General features: G+C 62.1%; 15 protein-coding genes and 1 pseudogene. 4 read left to right on the forward strand and 12 right to left on the reverse strand.

From position 1 onward, the window contains the following. From HF921_RS07790 to HF921_RS07840, 11 genes are all read right to left on the reverse strand, one after another. Positions 1 to 154: biopolymer transporter ExbD (locus tag HF921_RS07790; protein ID WP_215893624.1), on the reverse strand; the 154-nt coding region annotated here is incomplete at its 3' end. Continuing rightward, positions 151 to 852, reverse strand: coding sequence for a protein TolQ (tolQ, locus tag HF921_RS07795; protein ID WP_064218731.1), 702 nt, complete (start codon positions 850 to 852; stop codon positions 151 to 153). The genes tolQ and HF921_RS07790, both read right to left, overlap by 4 nt. Positions 853 to 858: 6 nt before the next feature. Beyond that, positions 859 to 1,281: a tol-pal system-associated acyl-CoA thioesterase gene (gene ybgC, locus HF921_RS07800; RefSeq protein ID WP_064218730.1), complete on the reverse strand. Its 423-nt coding sequence runs from the start codon at positions 1,279 to 1,281 to the stop codon at positions 859 to 861. Beyond that, positions 1,271 to 2,296, reverse strand: coding sequence for a Holliday junction branch migration DNA helicase RuvB (ruvB, locus tag HF921_RS07805; protein ID WP_196762877.1), 1,026 nt, complete (start codon positions 2,294 to 2,296; stop codon positions 1,271 to 1,273). The genes ybgC and ruvB overlap by 11 nt, the downstream gene beginning before the upstream one ends. Before the next feature lie 39 nt (positions 2,297 to 2,335). Further along, positions 2,336 to 2,917: a Holliday junction branch migration protein RuvA gene (ruvA, locus tag HF921_RS07810; RefSeq protein WP_064218729.1), complete on the reverse strand. Its 582-nt coding sequence runs from the start codon at positions 2,915 to 2,917 to the stop codon at positions 2,336 to 2,338. Between the two features lie 30 nt (positions 2,918 to 2,947). Next, complete coding sequence (ruvC, locus tag HF921_RS07815) at positions 2,948 to 3,493, reverse strand: crossover junction endodeoxyribonuclease RuvC (RefSeq protein WP_196762876.1); 546 nt, start codon at positions 3,491 to 3,493, stop codon at positions 2,948 to 2,950. A 34-nt stretch (positions 3,494 to 3,527) separates the two neighbouring features. After that, the gene (locus HF921_RS07820) at positions 3,528 to 4,280 is read right to left on the reverse strand and encodes a YebC/PmpR family DNA-binding transcriptional regulator (protein ID WP_064218728.1); all 753 of its coding nucleotides are present in this window, start codon (positions 4,278 to 4,280) and stop codon (positions 3,528 to 3,530) included. A gap of 74 nt (positions 4,281 to 4,354) precedes the next feature. Next, positions 4,355 to 4,966, reverse strand: a complete 612-nt coding sequence (locus HF921_RS07825) for a lysophospholipid acyltransferase family protein (RefSeq protein ID WP_064218727.1) — start codon at positions 4,964 to 4,966, stop codon at positions 4,355 to 4,357. Positions 4,967 to 4,974: 8 nt separating this feature from the next. Next, positions 4,975 to 6,072 carry a quinolinate synthase NadA gene (gene nadA, locus HF921_RS07830; RefSeq protein ID WP_215850246.1) on the reverse strand — a complete coding sequence of 366 codons (1,098 nt, stop codon included), beginning with the start codon at positions 6,070 to 6,072 and terminating at the stop codon, positions 4,975 to 4,977. A gap of 86 nt (positions 6,073 to 6,158) precedes the next feature. Further along, positions 6,159 to 7,949 carry an aspartate--tRNA ligase gene (gene aspS, locus HF921_RS07835; protein ID WP_215893622.1) on the reverse strand — a complete coding sequence of 597 codons (1,791 nt, stop codon included), beginning with the start codon at positions 7,947 to 7,949 and terminating at the stop codon, positions 6,159 to 6,161. Between the two features lie 83 nt (positions 7,950 to 8,032). Next, positions 8,033 to 8,293, reverse strand: a complete 261-nt coding sequence (locus tag HF921_RS07840; RefSeq protein WP_064218725.1) for an FmdB family zinc ribbon protein — start codon at positions 8,291 to 8,293, stop codon at positions 8,033 to 8,035. Positions 8,294 to 8,407: 114 nt separating this feature from the next. On the opposite strand from HF921_RS07840, the gene HF921_RS07845 reads away from it, so the two are divergent. Then, positions 8,408 to 9,064, forward strand: coding sequence for a MarC family protein (locus HF921_RS07845; RefSeq protein ID WP_064218724.1), 657 nt, complete (start codon positions 8,408 to 8,410; stop codon positions 9,062 to 9,064). Positions 9,065 to 9,090: 26 nt separating this feature from the next. Here HF921_RS07845 and HF921_RS07850 read toward each other — a convergent pair whose 3' ends face one another. Then, positions 9,091 to 9,411, reverse strand: coding sequence for a DUF202 domain-containing protein (locus HF921_RS07850; RefSeq protein WP_064218756.1), 321 nt, complete (start codon positions 9,409 to 9,411; stop codon positions 9,091 to 9,093). 389 nt (positions 9,412 to 9,800) lie between these two features. Between HF921_RS07850 and HF921_RS07855 the strand changes: the two genes are divergently transcribed. From HF921_RS07855 to HF921_RS07865, 3 genes and pseudogenes are all read left to right on the forward strand, one after another. After that, positions 9,801 to 11,414 carry an MFS transporter gene (locus HF921_RS07855; RefSeq protein WP_226834397.1) on the forward strand — a complete coding sequence of 538 codons (1,614 nt, stop codon included), beginning with the start codon at positions 9,801 to 9,803 and terminating at the stop codon, positions 11,412 to 11,414. Beyond that, complete coding sequence (locus tag HF921_RS07860) at positions 11,395 to 12,849, forward strand: efflux transporter outer membrane subunit (protein WP_215893623.1); 1,455 nt, start codon at positions 11,395 to 11,397, stop codon at positions 12,847 to 12,849. Before HF921_RS07855 ends, HF921_RS07860 begins: the two co-directional genes overlap by 20 nt. After that, positions 12,824 to 13,397, forward strand: a pseudogene (locus HF921_RS07865) (HlyD family efflux transporter periplasmic adaptor subunit); the annotation flags it as partial. The gene HF921_RS07860 and the pseudogene HF921_RS07865, both read left to right, overlap by 26 nt.

The following is a 13,397-nucleotide window of genomic DNA, read 5'->3' on the forward strand; positions in this document are numbered from 1 at the left end:
TATCCGATACCGGCTTGGTCACGCCCTTGGGCAGGTTGACATTCACCCCCTGGGTCAGCAGCGGCGCGGAAAGCATGAATATCACCAGCAGCACGAGGGTCACGTCGATGTAGGGGACGACGTTCATCTCCGCCATAAGGCGCCGTCGTTTCATGGCTGCGTCTCAGGCACCTGCCGATGCAGGATGTTGGTGAATTCGTCCATGAAAACCTCGTACTGCGCATCCAGCTTGTCCAGTTGATGGACATAGCGGTTATACGCCGCGGTTGCCGGGATGGCGGCGAACAGACCTGCCGCGGTGGCGATAAGGGCTTCGGCGACGGGGGGCGCCACCGTCGCCAGAGTGGCCTGCCCCGCAACGCCAATGGCCATGAAAGCCGTCATGATGCCCCAGACGGTGCCGAGAAGGCCGATAAAGGGACTGACGGAGGATACGGAGGCGAGGAAGGCCAGATTATTTTCCAGGCGTCCCACTTCGCGCATCTGGGCAACCCGCATGGCGCGCCGCGCGGCATCCAGGGCGTCACTGGGACGGATTTTATTGCGCTGGCGCTGGAATTCTTCATAACCGGCGCAGAAAATGCTGCCCGCGCCCGTCTCCAGGTTGCTGCTTCCGGAAACATGCTGATAGATCTGGCTCATCTCCCCACCGCTCCAGAAGCGCTTCTCGAAGCGTGCCAGGGCCTTGTGCGCGCTGCTAAAGACGGCAAACTTCTGGAAGATGATCGTCCAGGAGGCAACGGACGCGATGAGCAAGATGATGAGAATAACCTGTACGACGCCGCTGGCATGCGTCACCAGATGGGTCATGGAGAGGGATTGGGTGGTATCGGCGACGATATTGGGATCCATAAAATCTCACGGCTGAACAGAAAGAGGGATGGCCTGCAATAATACCGCAGGAATAACGTGGGGACGAAAACCGGCGGCATCGAGGCAGACCACCTCCACTTCTCCGCTACAGAGTATCCTGTCCCCAACCGAGGCGACTTGATAAAAACCCATGCGCACGGGGCTTTTGCTCACGACTTTGGTTTCCAGCCGGAGCAGGTCATTGAAACGGGCCGGAGCGCGGAAGTCCAGGCGGACGCGGCGCACCGCAAAAATGATCCCTGCATCCTGCTCCAGTACATCCAGTTCATAACCCCGTTCGCGCAGCATTTCGGTGCGGGCGCGCTCCATGAAGCGTAAGTAGTTGGCATGATACACCACCCCGCCATGATCCGTATCTTCATAATAAACGCGAACGTGGAAAGTGCTGACGGGATCGTTAGCCGGCATCGAAAAGTCCTCCGGGTTCCTTGGGGGCCGTCAGGCCGAGGGCGAGGTAGCTGAGTTCCGTCGCGCAGCGTCCGCGCGGGGTGCGAATCAGATAACCGCGCTGAATCAGAAAGGGTTCCAGCACATCTTCGATGGTGCCGCGCTCCTCGCCAATGGCTGCCGCCAGACTCTCCACCCCTACCGGCCCGCCCGCAAAGCGCCCTATGACGGCCTGGAGCAACTTGCGATCCTGGCCATCAAAACCGTGCTGGTCCACCTCCATGAGGGTCAGGGCGGCCTGCGCCGTCGCCACATCAATTTCACCGTTACCGCGTACCTGGGCATAGTCCCGCACCCGGCGTAGCAGGCGGTTGGCGATGCGCGGCGTGCCGCGCGCGCGCCGGGCGATCTCCTGCGCACCCTCCAGGGCTTGCGGCGTGCCGAGAATCTGGGCGGAACGGGTGACGATCTGCGTCAATTCGGCGTCACTGTAGAATTCCAGATGAAAACTGATGCCGAAGCGATCTCTTAACGGCGAGGTCAGTAGCCCGGCACGGGTGGTGGCGCCAATCAGGGTGAAGGGGGGCAGGCTGATTTTGATGGAGCGCGCCGCGGGTCCTTCGCCGATGAGAATGTCGAGTTCGTAGTCTTCCAGCGCCGGGTAGAGGATTTCCTCCACCACCGGACTGAGACGGTGAATCTCGTCGACAAAGAGCACGTCGTGGGGCTGGAGGTTGGTGAGGATGGCGGCCAGATCACCCGGCTTGTCGAGCACCGGGCCAGAAGTGACCTTGAGGCCCGCACCCATCTCCTGGGCGATGATATGGGCCAGGGTGGTTTTGCCGAGGCCGGGTGGTCCGAAGAGCAGCACATGATCCAGTGCTTCGCTGCGACCTTTCGCCGCGTCAATATACAGACCCAGAGATTCACGCAGTTTGGCTTGCCCGAGGTACTCCGCCAGCCGACGCGGACGCAGGGCATGATCCACCGCATCATTGTGGGCTTCCTGGGGGTCGAGAGGGCCTCTATCCATCATTTTGGTCTGACCATTGGCGCACTGGTGGGTTCCAAAAAATCAATGACGTGACAAATTTTGCAGCGACTGACGGATAAGGTCTTCCAAACCCAGGCCTTCCGCCAGACCGGCTATGGCCTGGCTCGCCTGCGCAGGCTTATAACCTAAAGTCAGCAGTGCCGCAATGGCTTCCTGACGGGGGTCGCCGCCAGCGGTGCTGCCCACAGGTCCCGGCGCGATGCCACCCATCTTGTCACGCAGTTCCACCACCAGCCGTTCGGCGGTTTTCGGGCCGATGCCGGGGATGGCGGTGAGTTGCGCGGTGTTGCCCTCGGCCACGGCCTGACTGAGCCGCTCCGCGGACAGACCGGAAAGGCAGGCCAGCGCCACCTTGCCACCGATGCCGTTGACCCGGATCAGCAGGCGAAACGTGTCGCGCTCCGCTACCGTCATGAAACCATAGAGTAAATGAGCATCCTCGCGAATGGTGAGGTGGGTATGCACGGTCAGCGCTGCACCCTCGGCGGGCATTTGATAAAAGCCGGACAGGGGCATCTCCAGTTCATAGCCGACTCCCTGCACGTCGAGCCAGAGCCAGGGCGGGCGCCGCTGCAAGATGGTGCCGGTAAGCGAGGTGATCATGACGGGTGGTTCCTTCGGTCGTGATGCGGTTCAGCGACTGACAGCCAACTGCCAGCGTTGCCGGGTGCTGGCATGGTGGGCATGACAAATGGCACAAGCCAGGGCATCGGCAGCATCGGCCTGTGGGTTTTCGTTCAGCTTGAGGAGCCAGCGGACCATACTCTGCACCTGCTCCTTGGCCGCATGACCACCTCCGACGGCGGCTTTTTTGATCTGCAGCGCCGTGTATTCATGTACGGGCAACCCGGCTTCGAGCAAAGCGACCAGCGCCGCCCCGCGCGCCTGCCCCAGTTTGAGGGCCGAGTCGGCATTGCGCGCCATGAACACCTGCTCGATGGCCGCCACATTCGGTTGCGTGTCGCCGATGACCTGCTTCAGTCCGCGGTAGATGGCGCCGATGCGTTCCAGAAAGGGCTGCCCGGACACATTCAAACAACCATGGGCGACATGCCGGAGCTGGCCAGACGCGTCGGACTCAATAATGCCGTAACCGGTGCGCAAAGAACCGGGATCAATACCGATGATCCGCACCGCCGCCCTGGGCAGGGATGCAGGCGACGCCCCGACATTCAGCATGGCCGCAGACTCCGCCAAAAGCGCCGTCGCGGGTTCAGGGTGCCGCTTCCAGACGAGCCATTTCCTCGTCACTGATCTCGTAGTTGGCATAGACGTTCTGCACGTCATCATTTTCTTCGAGGAAGTCGATGAGCCGCAGCAGTTTCTCCGCCTCCTCACCGCTGACCTCGATCGTATTCTCCGGGATCATCGTCATTTCGCTTTCTTCCGGCTTGAGCCCCGCCGCTTCCAGGGCCAGAACCACGCTGTGAAGATCCGATGGGGCCGTATAAACGGCGATTCGCTCGCCTTCATTGACCACATCTTCAGCACCTGCTTCCAGTGCCGCTTCCAGAATCCGGTCTTCATCAGCATCCGCCGGGAAAACAATCAGACCAAGCTTTTTAAACTGATAAGCCACCGAGCCTGCGGTGCCCATATTGCCGCCGCGCTTGGAAAATATGTGACGCACTTCAGCAACGGTACGCACCTTGTTGTCGGTCATCGTTTCGATCAGGATAGCGACCCCACCGGGGCCATAACCCTCATAGGTGACTTCTTCGTAGTCCACGCCTTCCAGCTCGCCGGTGCCGCGCTTGACCGCCCGCTCGATGGTGTCTTTGGTCATATTGGCCCCGTAGGCCTTGTCCAGGGCAAGACGCAAGCGGGAATTGCTGGCCGGATCACCGCCGCCCGCCCGCGCCGCCACCGTGATTTCGCGGATGAGGCGGGTGAAAATCTTGCCGCGCTTGGCGTCCTTCAGCGCCTTCTTGAATTTGATGGTGGACCACTTGCTATGCCCGGACATGACCGACTCCCTGTTCTATCACTGGATTATCCTGCCAAAATATCGCCCATGGTACCGCAAAGGCGGGGATGCCGTCATGCGAGGGTGGCGATGGCGCTCATGGTGGCGCCGAGCACTTCGGCGGCATCGGCGTCACGGTGAAAATGCAGGGGCACGCCATAACGCAGCAAGGGCCGCTGCCGGTGCAGCCAGGTGGCGAGGTCAGAGCGGCCTTGCCGTGCGCCACTGATATGGGCGGGCACCACTGGCGCGGCGCTTTCCCGCACCAGCCAGGCCAGACCTTTCTGGGTCTGACGGCGGTTGATCCCGCCTTCGGGAAATATGCCCAGCACCCGTCCGTCTTCCAATAACCGGCGCGCCTGGAGGAGGGCACCCACGTCACGGCGGTCGCGACGTACGGGGATGCTGTAGGTCTGCTCCAGCAGGCGGCGCATCCAGGCCTTGTCGTAATATTCCTGCGCGACCAGAAAGGAAATCATCCGGCTGTTGCTGGCTACCAGGAACAAAGGATCGAGCACGGAGACGTGGTTGCAGGCGAGGATGGCCGGCCCGGTTGCGGGAATGCTGCTGAGCTCCCAGCGGCCTCCTTGATAAAAGCGGGTATAGCCGTAAAGCAGGGCATGCAGGCCGCGCTGGGTAAAGGACCATTCCGTTGCCTGATCGGCCGCCGCAGACGATAGCCCCATGTTGTCCGTCAGGAAACGGCGAGCATGCGTTTGAGTGCCACGCGGGCTTGGGCGGCGGTCTCGGGGTCTACCTGAATCCGGTTGACGATCTGGCCCGCAAGGAGACTTTCCAGCGAGCGCGCCAGTTGCTCCGGATCAATGCGGAACATGGTGGAACACATGCAGACCATGGGCGACATGAACTCCACCGTCTTGCCCTCCGCGCGCACCTCATTGGCGAGGCGGGTGACCAGATTGATTTCAGTGCCCACCAGCCATTCGCTGCCGGGTGGCGAAGCCTTGACCGTGCGCAGGATGAAGTCCGTGGAGCCGACGGCGTCGGACCGCTGGCAGACTTCAAAAGACGCTTCCGGATGGGCGATCACCTGCCCCTGCGGGTGTTCGTGCCGCCAGCGTTCGATATGGGCCGGCTGAAACATCTGGTGGACGGCGCAGTGCCCTTTCCAGAGCAGAACTTTGGCACGGCGGATTTCCTCGGGCGTGAGGCCGCCGAGGGGTTGGCTGGGGTCCCAGACCGGCATGTCGCGCAGCGGAATGCCCAATTGATGTCCGGTCCAGCGTCCCAGATGCTGATCGGGGAAGAACAGGGCCTTGGGACGTTGCTGGAAAGACCAGTCGAGCACTTTGCGGGCATTGGAGGAGGTGCAGACCGTGCCGCCGTGGACGCCGCAAAAGGCCTTGAGCGCAGCCGAAGAGTTCACGTAGGTGACGGGGGTGACCTCCCGCTCCACATCGATCACCGTCGCCAGTTCTTCCCAGGCACGCTGCACCTGCGGCATATCGGCCATGTCGGCCATGGAACAACCGGCATTGAGGTCGGGCAGGATGCTCGCCTGTTCCGGGCGGCTGAGAATGTCGGCCACTTCCGCCATGAAGTGAACGCCGCAGAAGACGATGAACTCGGCCTCCTGCTCGGCGGCGGCACGGGAGAGTTGCAGGGAGTCGCCATGAAAGTCGGCATGACGGTAGACTTCCTCGCGCTGATAATGGTGACCGAGGATGACCGCACGCTTGCCCAGCGCGGCCTTGGCCCGCTGAATCCGTGCATCGAGCTCCAACCCATCGCTGCGTCGGAGTCCCTGAATCATCACCGTTTCCACACCCATAACCGACCCTCTCAGGCGCTATCGCGCGTGCAAAAATATCCGATTACGTTACGAAGCCGCCCGCTGCCCGTCAAGCGGTGTCCATTTCAGGGGTTTTGTACGTCGGCGCCGACGCCGGGACGCAGGCGGATACCCAACTCCTGAAGCTGCTTGTCGGCCACGGTGCCAGGGGCTTCGGTGAGCAGGCAGCCGGCCTTTTGCGTCTTGGGGAAGGCGATCACATCACGGATAGTCTCGGCACCACACAGGAGCATGACCAGCCGGTCCAGTCCGAAAGCCAGGCCCCCATGGGGCGGCGCGCCATAATGCAGGGCGTCGAGGAGGAAGCCGAATTTATCCCGCGCCTCTTTCGCACCAATGCCGAGGGCGGCAAAAACCTTTTCCTGCACCGCCTCCTGATGGATGCGGATACTGCCGCCACCCACCTCATTGCCGTTGAGCACCAGATCGTAGGCCCGCGCCAGGGCGTTGCCGGGATCCTGGCTGAGGGTTTCCAGGTGTTCCGTCTGCGGCGCGGTAAAAGGATGGTGCGTGGAAGTCCAGCGCTCTTCCTTGTCGTCATAGTCGAACATGGGGAAGTCGGTGATCCAGACCGGACACCATTCGCCTGCCAGCAAGCCCAGATCAGCGGCCAGACGGTTGCGCAGATTGCCGAGGGCTTCGTTGACGATTTTGGCCGTATCGGCACCGAAAAAGAGGATGTCGCCCGCCGTCGCGCCGCAGCGCCGGAGGATTTCCCGCAAGACATTTTCCGGCAGGAACTTGACGATGGGGGATTGCAGACCTTCGTTACCCTGATCCAGGGCATTCACCTTGATCCAGGCCAGACCCTTGGCACCGTAGATCGCGGTGAACTGGGTGTAGGCATCGATCTGCGCGCGGCTGATCTGGGCGCCACCGGGTACCCGCAGGCAGGCCACCCGCCCATGCGGACGTTCGGCGGCTTCCCGGAACACTTTGAAGTCCACGGCGCGCATGAGGTCGGTGAGTTCGGTGAGTTCCAGCGGATTGCGCAGATCGGGGCGGTCCACACCGAAACGGTGCATGGAGTCTGCGTAGGTCATGCGCGGGAAGGGGTCGGGGAGCCGTACCCCCAGCACCTCGGCGAAAAGCCCGCGCATCATGGGTTCGGCAATCCCCATAACGGCCGCTTCATCGACAAAGGAGGCCTCGATATCGATCTGGGTGAACTCCGGCTGACGATCGGCCCGCAAGTCTTCGTCGCGGAAGCACTTGGTGATCTGGTAATAGCGGTCCAGTCCCGCCACCATCAGAAGCTGCTTGAAGAGTTGCGGACTCTGGGGCAGCGCAAAAAAGTGTCCCGGCTGGGTGCGCGAGGGCACCAGATAGTCACGAGCGCCTTCGGGGGTGGAGCGGGTGAGGACGGGGGTTTCCACATCGATAAAGCCAGCGGCATCCAGGTAGCCGCGCACAAAACGGGTCACCTGATGGCGCAGCCGCAAGCGATTGAGCATTTCCGGGCGGCGCAGGTCCAGATAGCGGTATTTGAGCCGCAGATTCTCGGCGATGTCTTCCTCATCCAGCGGGAAAGGAACCGGCTCGGATCGGTTGAGAATGCTGATGCGCGCTGCGGCCAACTCCACTTTGCCACTGTGCATCTGGGGATTCTCGGTGCCCGCGGGACGGGCGCGCAGAACACCTTCCACCTGCAACACGAATTCACTGCGGCACTCATTGGCGGCCGCGAAGGCGTCCACCTGATCCGGATCGGCGACGATCTGGACCAAGCCTTCGCGGTCCCGCAGGTCAATAAAGATGACGCCGCCGTGATCGCGCCGCCGCTGCGCCCAGCCGCAGAGGGTGACCGTTTGGCCAATCAAGCCTTCGTGAATGCCGTTACAATAGTGTGTCCGCATGCTGCATCCCGTATGAATCAACAAGAAAAGGGCCACCCGACCGGGAAGCCCGCGCACAATCTAGCCTTGTCGCGTGCGCTACGTCAATGACAGGCGCAGCCCCCAGCGGGGCAGGAAGGCGCGGCGGCGGCTTCCTGCTTGCTCTCACCGGCTTTGTTGCTGCCCCCCTTGAAATCGGTCTGGTACCAGCCAGAACCCTTCAGGGCGAAGCCCCCGGCGCTGAGTTGCCGCTCCAGTCCCGGTTTGCCGCAGTGGGGGCAGTCGGTCAGACGGGAATCACTCATGCGCTGCTCGGCGCTCAGATGGTGCCCGCAGTCCTTGCATACATACTCGTAAGTTGGCATCGTATCGACTCCGTATTGGGTTGTAACTTCTAAAAAAGATGCCTATTAAATACGTCTTCACGCCGCAATTTTCAAGGGCCTTGCATTGGAACCGATCCGATAAGGGGGGCACGGATGCCCATCGCTACTGAACTGCACAGCGCATTGCAGACGCTCATCGCACTGCTCGCCATCCTCAATCCCATTGGCGCCATTCCGATTTTCATCGCCCTGACCGGCGACGAGGATGCGCAACAGCAGATTGCCACGGCCAAGCTGACCTCCCGTGCTGTAGCTGTCGTGCTGCTGACGTCCGCCTTTCTTGGTGAATATATGCTGAAATTCTTCGGGATCAGCATCGCCGCCTTTCAGGTGGCTGGCGGCATGGTGCTGATGATGCTGGCCTTTAACATGTTGCAGGCCAAGTCCAGCCGCTATCGGCATACCCCGGAGGAAGCTGCCGAGGGGATGCAGAAAGATGCCGTTGCCGTCGTACCCTTGGCCATTCCGTTGTTGGCGGGTCCGGGTACCATGATCACCGTGATTATTGCCCATCACAAAAATGCGTCGTGGCTGGCCAGCGGCCTGCTGATCGTCGATATATTGCTGATCGCCGGGGTGGCCTATGCGGCGCTGCGCCTGGCGGAGCCCCTGTCACGTCGGCTGGGGGTGACCGGCATCAATATTTCTACCCGCATTTTCGGGCTGGTGCTCGCCGCCATTGCCGTGACCTTTATCGCCAATGGTCTGGCGGCCTTATTCCCTGGGCTGGTGCATATCGGCACTTCCTGAGCGCGCGGCCATCCGGCTTTGGGATCTCAGGACATGATGGCACTGCCTTTGTTGTCGTTCAGTGCCTTGTTTTCCGCAATGATCATGGCGCGGTAATGCCCCAGTATGTGCAGATAGCGCCTGACGCCGGTCACCCAGAGGGTGGTCCCTGAAATCAGAGAGATGTAGCCGATGGTGGACCAGATGTCGGGACCAAAAAAACGGATAAAGGTCAGGCCGGCAAGAACCAGGGTCAATGACGTCCGGGTGTACGCCAGAAACGTCCGTTCGTTGGCCAATACGGTCCTGTCCAGGGCCAGCCAGTCCCGCAGAATGAATTCGCGCGGGTTAAACTTGTAGTAAGGCATGTTGTTCAAATTCAGTCATCCTTCGTTTACACAGCGCATGTGCACCTTCTGGACCTCACCTTTCCGCAGATCAGCCCATCCTGACGGATAAGCATACTGCAGGCGCCTATACCGGTTAAACTGCATGTCTACTTATGTGGACTTCATTACATTTAATTATAATTAGTACACGGAAAAAGAATATCATTGGGCACATTGCCCGTGCTGCGTGCCATCCCAGGCTGGAAGAACTTCTTCATGCGGGCGCGTAAGATACCGGCAGTCGTGCTCTGAAGGGTAGCCCTTTTCGGTGATGCACAAAAGCCATCAGTCCCGGCCCGAAAACGCATTTTCTCGAGACGCGGCAATCATCTAATATGTACCGTGTCCCCACTGCTCTAGGTATCCACTTGGCCGTTCGCTCCGTTTCTCCCGCCGTCCCCGCCTTTTGCGGGATGGATAGCGTGCTGTTACTGCTCGGCCTGAGCAGCGGCCTGCTGCTGGCCTCGTGGAGCCTCGCCTGGTCCATCCCGATGCTGCCGTACATCGCCGGCGCCTACAGCACCAGCCTCGACCACGCGATCTGGTCACTGACTTTTTACCTACTGGCCTGGGCGCTCGCGGTGGTACCCGCGACCTGGCTCTACCAGCGTTTCGGTGAGCTGCGGATGTTTCAGATCTCCCTCATCCTGTTGATGGTGGCCACCCTGCCTGATGTCTTCAGCGACCATTTCGACTTGTTTCTGGGCGGCAGGTTTCTGCAGGGCGCGGCGGCGGGTTTTCTGACGCCCCTGACCCGACGACTGCTGATTCGCTATGCGCCGTTGCGTTGGCAAAAGACGGCGGCCGATCTCAGCATCGTCAATCTGGTGCTGCCCCTGCTTGCCGGGCCCTCGCTGGCGGGTTGGATCGCCTACACCTGGGATTGGCGGGCCGCGGCGGTGTTGACCTTTCCCGTGGGTTTACTGGCGCTGGGCATGGTCTCCGCTCTGTTACGCGACGATCCCGGAGAACGCCTGCGCCAACCCTTCGACTGGATCGGGCTGCTGCTGCTCGCCGCCTGGAGCACCATCTTCCAGATCGTGCTCAACCGGGGTGAAGACTGGAACTGGTGGGATGCCCCCGCCATCCGCTGGTTGACCGCGCTGGGCGCCGTGCTCCTCGTGGCCTTTTTCCTCTGGGAAAGGGATCAACCGCACCCCTGCCTGGATCTCCGCCTCCTGCGGCGACGGAATTACGTGCTGGCGCTGCCGGCGCTGGTTTTCGGGTGGGGACTGCTGTTGGGCGGGAATGGTCTTTTTGTCTCGGCCCTCATCAGTCATGCCAACTATTCAGCTTTCTGGGCGGGCGTGGTGTTGCTGCCCATGGCCCTCGGCGGCGTGCCACTGATCGCGGTGATGGGACCCGTCTCGCGCCGGGTGAGTCCGCGCTGGCTGGCAACCATCTGCTTTGGATTTGTCGCCATTTATGGATTCACCACACGGCTCAACCTGCATAGCAACCTGCGCAGTCTGCTCCTCAGCCATTTGATCGAAGGCATCGCCATCGGGTTTTATCTGGTGCCCCTGAGCTTGATCATGTTTTCACGGCTGCCCCAGAGCCGTCTATCCGCTGCGGCCACCCTGCAGAACTTTGTGCGGATTCTCGGCGGCGCTTATCTGTCCAGCGCTTTTTCGGCACTGTGGATGCGTCATGGCGACACCTTCAGGGCGCATCTGGCCTGGCAGTCCCCCACTTTGCCCTTGCAAAGCCTGCGGGAGCACTGGCCGGTAAGCGGTCCCGCCGCGCAGGCCCTGTCCATCCAGCACCTGACCACCCAGAGTGCCGTACTATCCATGCAATCCATGCTCTGGCTCTGGGGCTGGATGGCGCTGGTTGTGCTTGCCCTCGTATGGCTCACCAAAGGGCCATATCGCCGCCGGGCCGGGCAGGTCCGGCGGGTCACCATCGAACAGCAGATCATGGAAAGCGCCGGTTTTGACGCGGAACCGGGTCGGCAGGAGGATGTGGAACGTGCACCGTAAACGCTGGATCGCCGCATGCGTGGCCTTCGGTGTCGTGGCCCTCGGCGGCTGCGCGCCGACCATTCGTGCCCCGAACCCCGCGGATGTCAAGGCGCCGGCCTGGGCGAAGAGCGTGCAGAGGCTGGACGGCGCCCAGGCATTACCCACCGGTGCGTGGCCGCAACAGGACTGGTGGACGGGGCTGGCCAGCGCCGGGCTCGATCAACTCATTACCCGTGCCCTGAGCCCGGCCAACCCGCGTCTGGCAGAGGCCGTCGATACGGTCCAGTGGGCGGCATCGATCAGCACCTGGCGGGCTGCGGCCCTCGGTCCGCAGCTTTCCGGGCAGGCGGCCGTCACACCTTTGCAGTTCAGCGGCAACAGTCCGCTGGGGGCGCTCGGTCTGGGCAACAAACTCTATGACAGCGGCGATGTCGGACTCGGTTTTACGCAGGCGCTCGATTTCTGGGGCAAATATGCGGACCGTCTCAAGGCGGCGCTGGGTGAACAACGCGCCGCCGAAGCGCGGCTGGCAGATACCCGCCGCCTGCTCGCCGCCGCCGTCGTCCATGCCTATCTGCGCTGGGCGGAAGCCGAACAGCAGCTCGTCAGCACCCGGCGTTTGCAGCACCTCTACCAGCAGCGGCAGGCATTGTTGCGAACCCGGCGGCATCTCGGCCTCGGGACCGACCTGTCCATTGCCGACCTGTCTTTGCAGCTCCAGCAGAATACCGCCCGCCTGGCCCGCTGGCAGCAACGGGCGGCTGCCGCCCGCTTCGCCGTGGCAGAGCTTGCGGCGATTGCACCGGATGCCCTACCGCTCCGGCCGGTGGCGCCCGCGTCCGCAGTAATCCCCACCCTGCCCTCACACCTGAGTCTGGACCTTCTTGCCCACCGTCCCGGCGTACAGGCGGCACGCGCGCTGGCGTTGGCCAGCGTCCAGCAGACCAAAGCCGCCCGCGCCGCCTTTTATCCGAATATTTCCTTCTCGGCTCTGCTGGGCATGAACAGCGCCCACATCGCCACGCTCCTGAACCCGGCGAGCTTTGCGTACAGCTTTGGACCGGCCTTGCGGTTACCGATTTTCACCAGCGGCGCCCTGACTGGCCGTTTCCACGGCGCCGAGGCGCAGCAGGCCAAGGCGGTGGCTGTTTACCAGGAAAGCATCCTGCAATCGGTCCAGCAGGTACTGACGGCGCTGTCGGGATACCAGCACAGTCGGCAGGTGTGGCAAGCCGAGACGGTCGGCACCGGCGCCACCCAGAAGCAGGAAAAACTGACCGCCACTGCCCAGGCGTTGGGCCTCAGTGACCGCGCGGCGGTGCTGCAGCGGCAGATCACCCTCATCCATCAGCAAATGGCCCAGCGCCTTGCCCATTATGCGGCACTACAGGCCTGGGCCCAGTTGGAAACCGCATTGGGAGGCGGCTATGATCAGTCTGGACAACACCCCTGACAACGCGAGTAAGGCCGGGGCAGACCAGAGGCGGCGCAACCTCTGGATACTGGCTGGCGTCGTCCTGCTCGGTCTGCTGGTCTACGGCCTCTGGTGGTTGCTGATCGGACAAAAGCGGCTGGAGGTAGACGATGCCTATGTCGAGGGCAACCTTTACGCGGTGGATGCGCGCACGACCGGAACCGTCGCCGCGATTCCCGCCTACGACACCATGCGGGTGGAGGCAGGCTCCCCCCTGGTGATGCTCCGCGGAGACCGAGCTGGTCGCAAGCTGCAACAGGCGGAAGCACAACTGGCGCAGGCCCGGCAAAAAGCGCTGGCGCTGGTCCACGAAATTCAGGCCAGTCGCAGCAAGGAGGCGGCTCTGCGGGCCAGCCTGAACAGTGCACAGCAGAAGGCCTGGCGCCTACGGGCGTCGGCCAGCGCCGGTGCGAGCGAGGATATGGCCGCCATCGCGGCGGTCGACGCGGTGCGGCGCCTGCAAGCCGAAATCGGCGCCGAATCGGCGCATAGCGCAGCCCTCAGCGCGCGGCTCGGAACCGCCGGCC

The sequence above is a fragment of the Acidithiobacillus ferriphilus genome (genome assembly GCF_018854775.1).
Classification (GTDB): Bacteria; Pseudomonadota; Gammaproteobacteria; order Acidithiobacillales; family Acidithiobacillaceae; genus Acidithiobacillus; species Acidithiobacillus ferriphilus.

Bases quoted from the DNA above. Each gene is read 5' to 3' on its own strand.
- HF921_RS07840 (WP_064218725.1), bottom strand. From the start codon at position 8,293: ATGCCAACTTACGAGTATGTATGCAAGGACTGCGGGCACCATCTGAGC.
- HF921_RS07850 (WP_064218756.1), bottom strand. From the start codon at position 9,411: ATGCCTTACTACAAGTTTAACCCGCGCGAATTCATTCTGCGGGACTGG.
- ruvA (WP_064218729.1), bottom strand. From the start codon at position 2,917: ATGATCACCTCGCTTACCGGCACCATCTTGCAGCGGCGCCCGCCCTGG.
- aspS (WP_215893622.1), bottom strand. From the start codon at position 7,949: ATGCGGACACACTATTGTAACGGCATTCACGAAGGCTTGATTGGCCAA.
- HF921_RS07860 (WP_215893623.1), top strand. From the start codon at position 11,395: ATGTGGAACGTGCACCGTAAACGCTGGATCGCCGCATGCGTGGCCTTC.
- nadA (WP_215850246.1), bottom strand. From the start codon at position 6,072: ATGGGTGTGGAAACGGTGATGATTCAGGGACTCCGACGCAGCGATGGG.
- HF921_RS07825 (WP_064218727.1), bottom strand. From the start codon at position 4,966: ATGGGGCTATCGTCTGCGGCGGCCGATCAGGCAACGGAATGGTCCTTT.
- HF921_RS07820 (WP_064218728.1), bottom strand. From the start codon at position 4,280: ATGTCCGGGCATAGCAAGTGGTCCACCATCAAATTCAAGAAGGCGCTG.
- ruvB (WP_196762877.1), bottom strand. From the start codon at position 2,296: ATGATGGATAGAGGCCCTCTCGACCCCCAGGAAGCCCACAATGATGCG.
- ruvC (WP_196762876.1), bottom strand. From the start codon at position 3,493: ATGCTGAATGTCGGGGCGTCGCCTGCATCCCTGCCCAGGGCGGCGGTG.
- ybgC (WP_064218730.1), bottom strand. From the start codon at position 1,281: ATGCCGGCTAACGATCCCGTCAGCACTTTCCACGTTCGCGTTTATTAT.
- tolQ (WP_064218731.1), bottom strand. From the start codon at position 852: ATGGATCCCAATATCGTCGCCGATACCACCCAATCCCTCTCCATGACC.
- HF921_RS07845 (WP_064218724.1), top strand. From the start codon at position 8,408: ATGCCCATCGCTACTGAACTGCACAGCGCATTGCAGACGCTCATCGCA.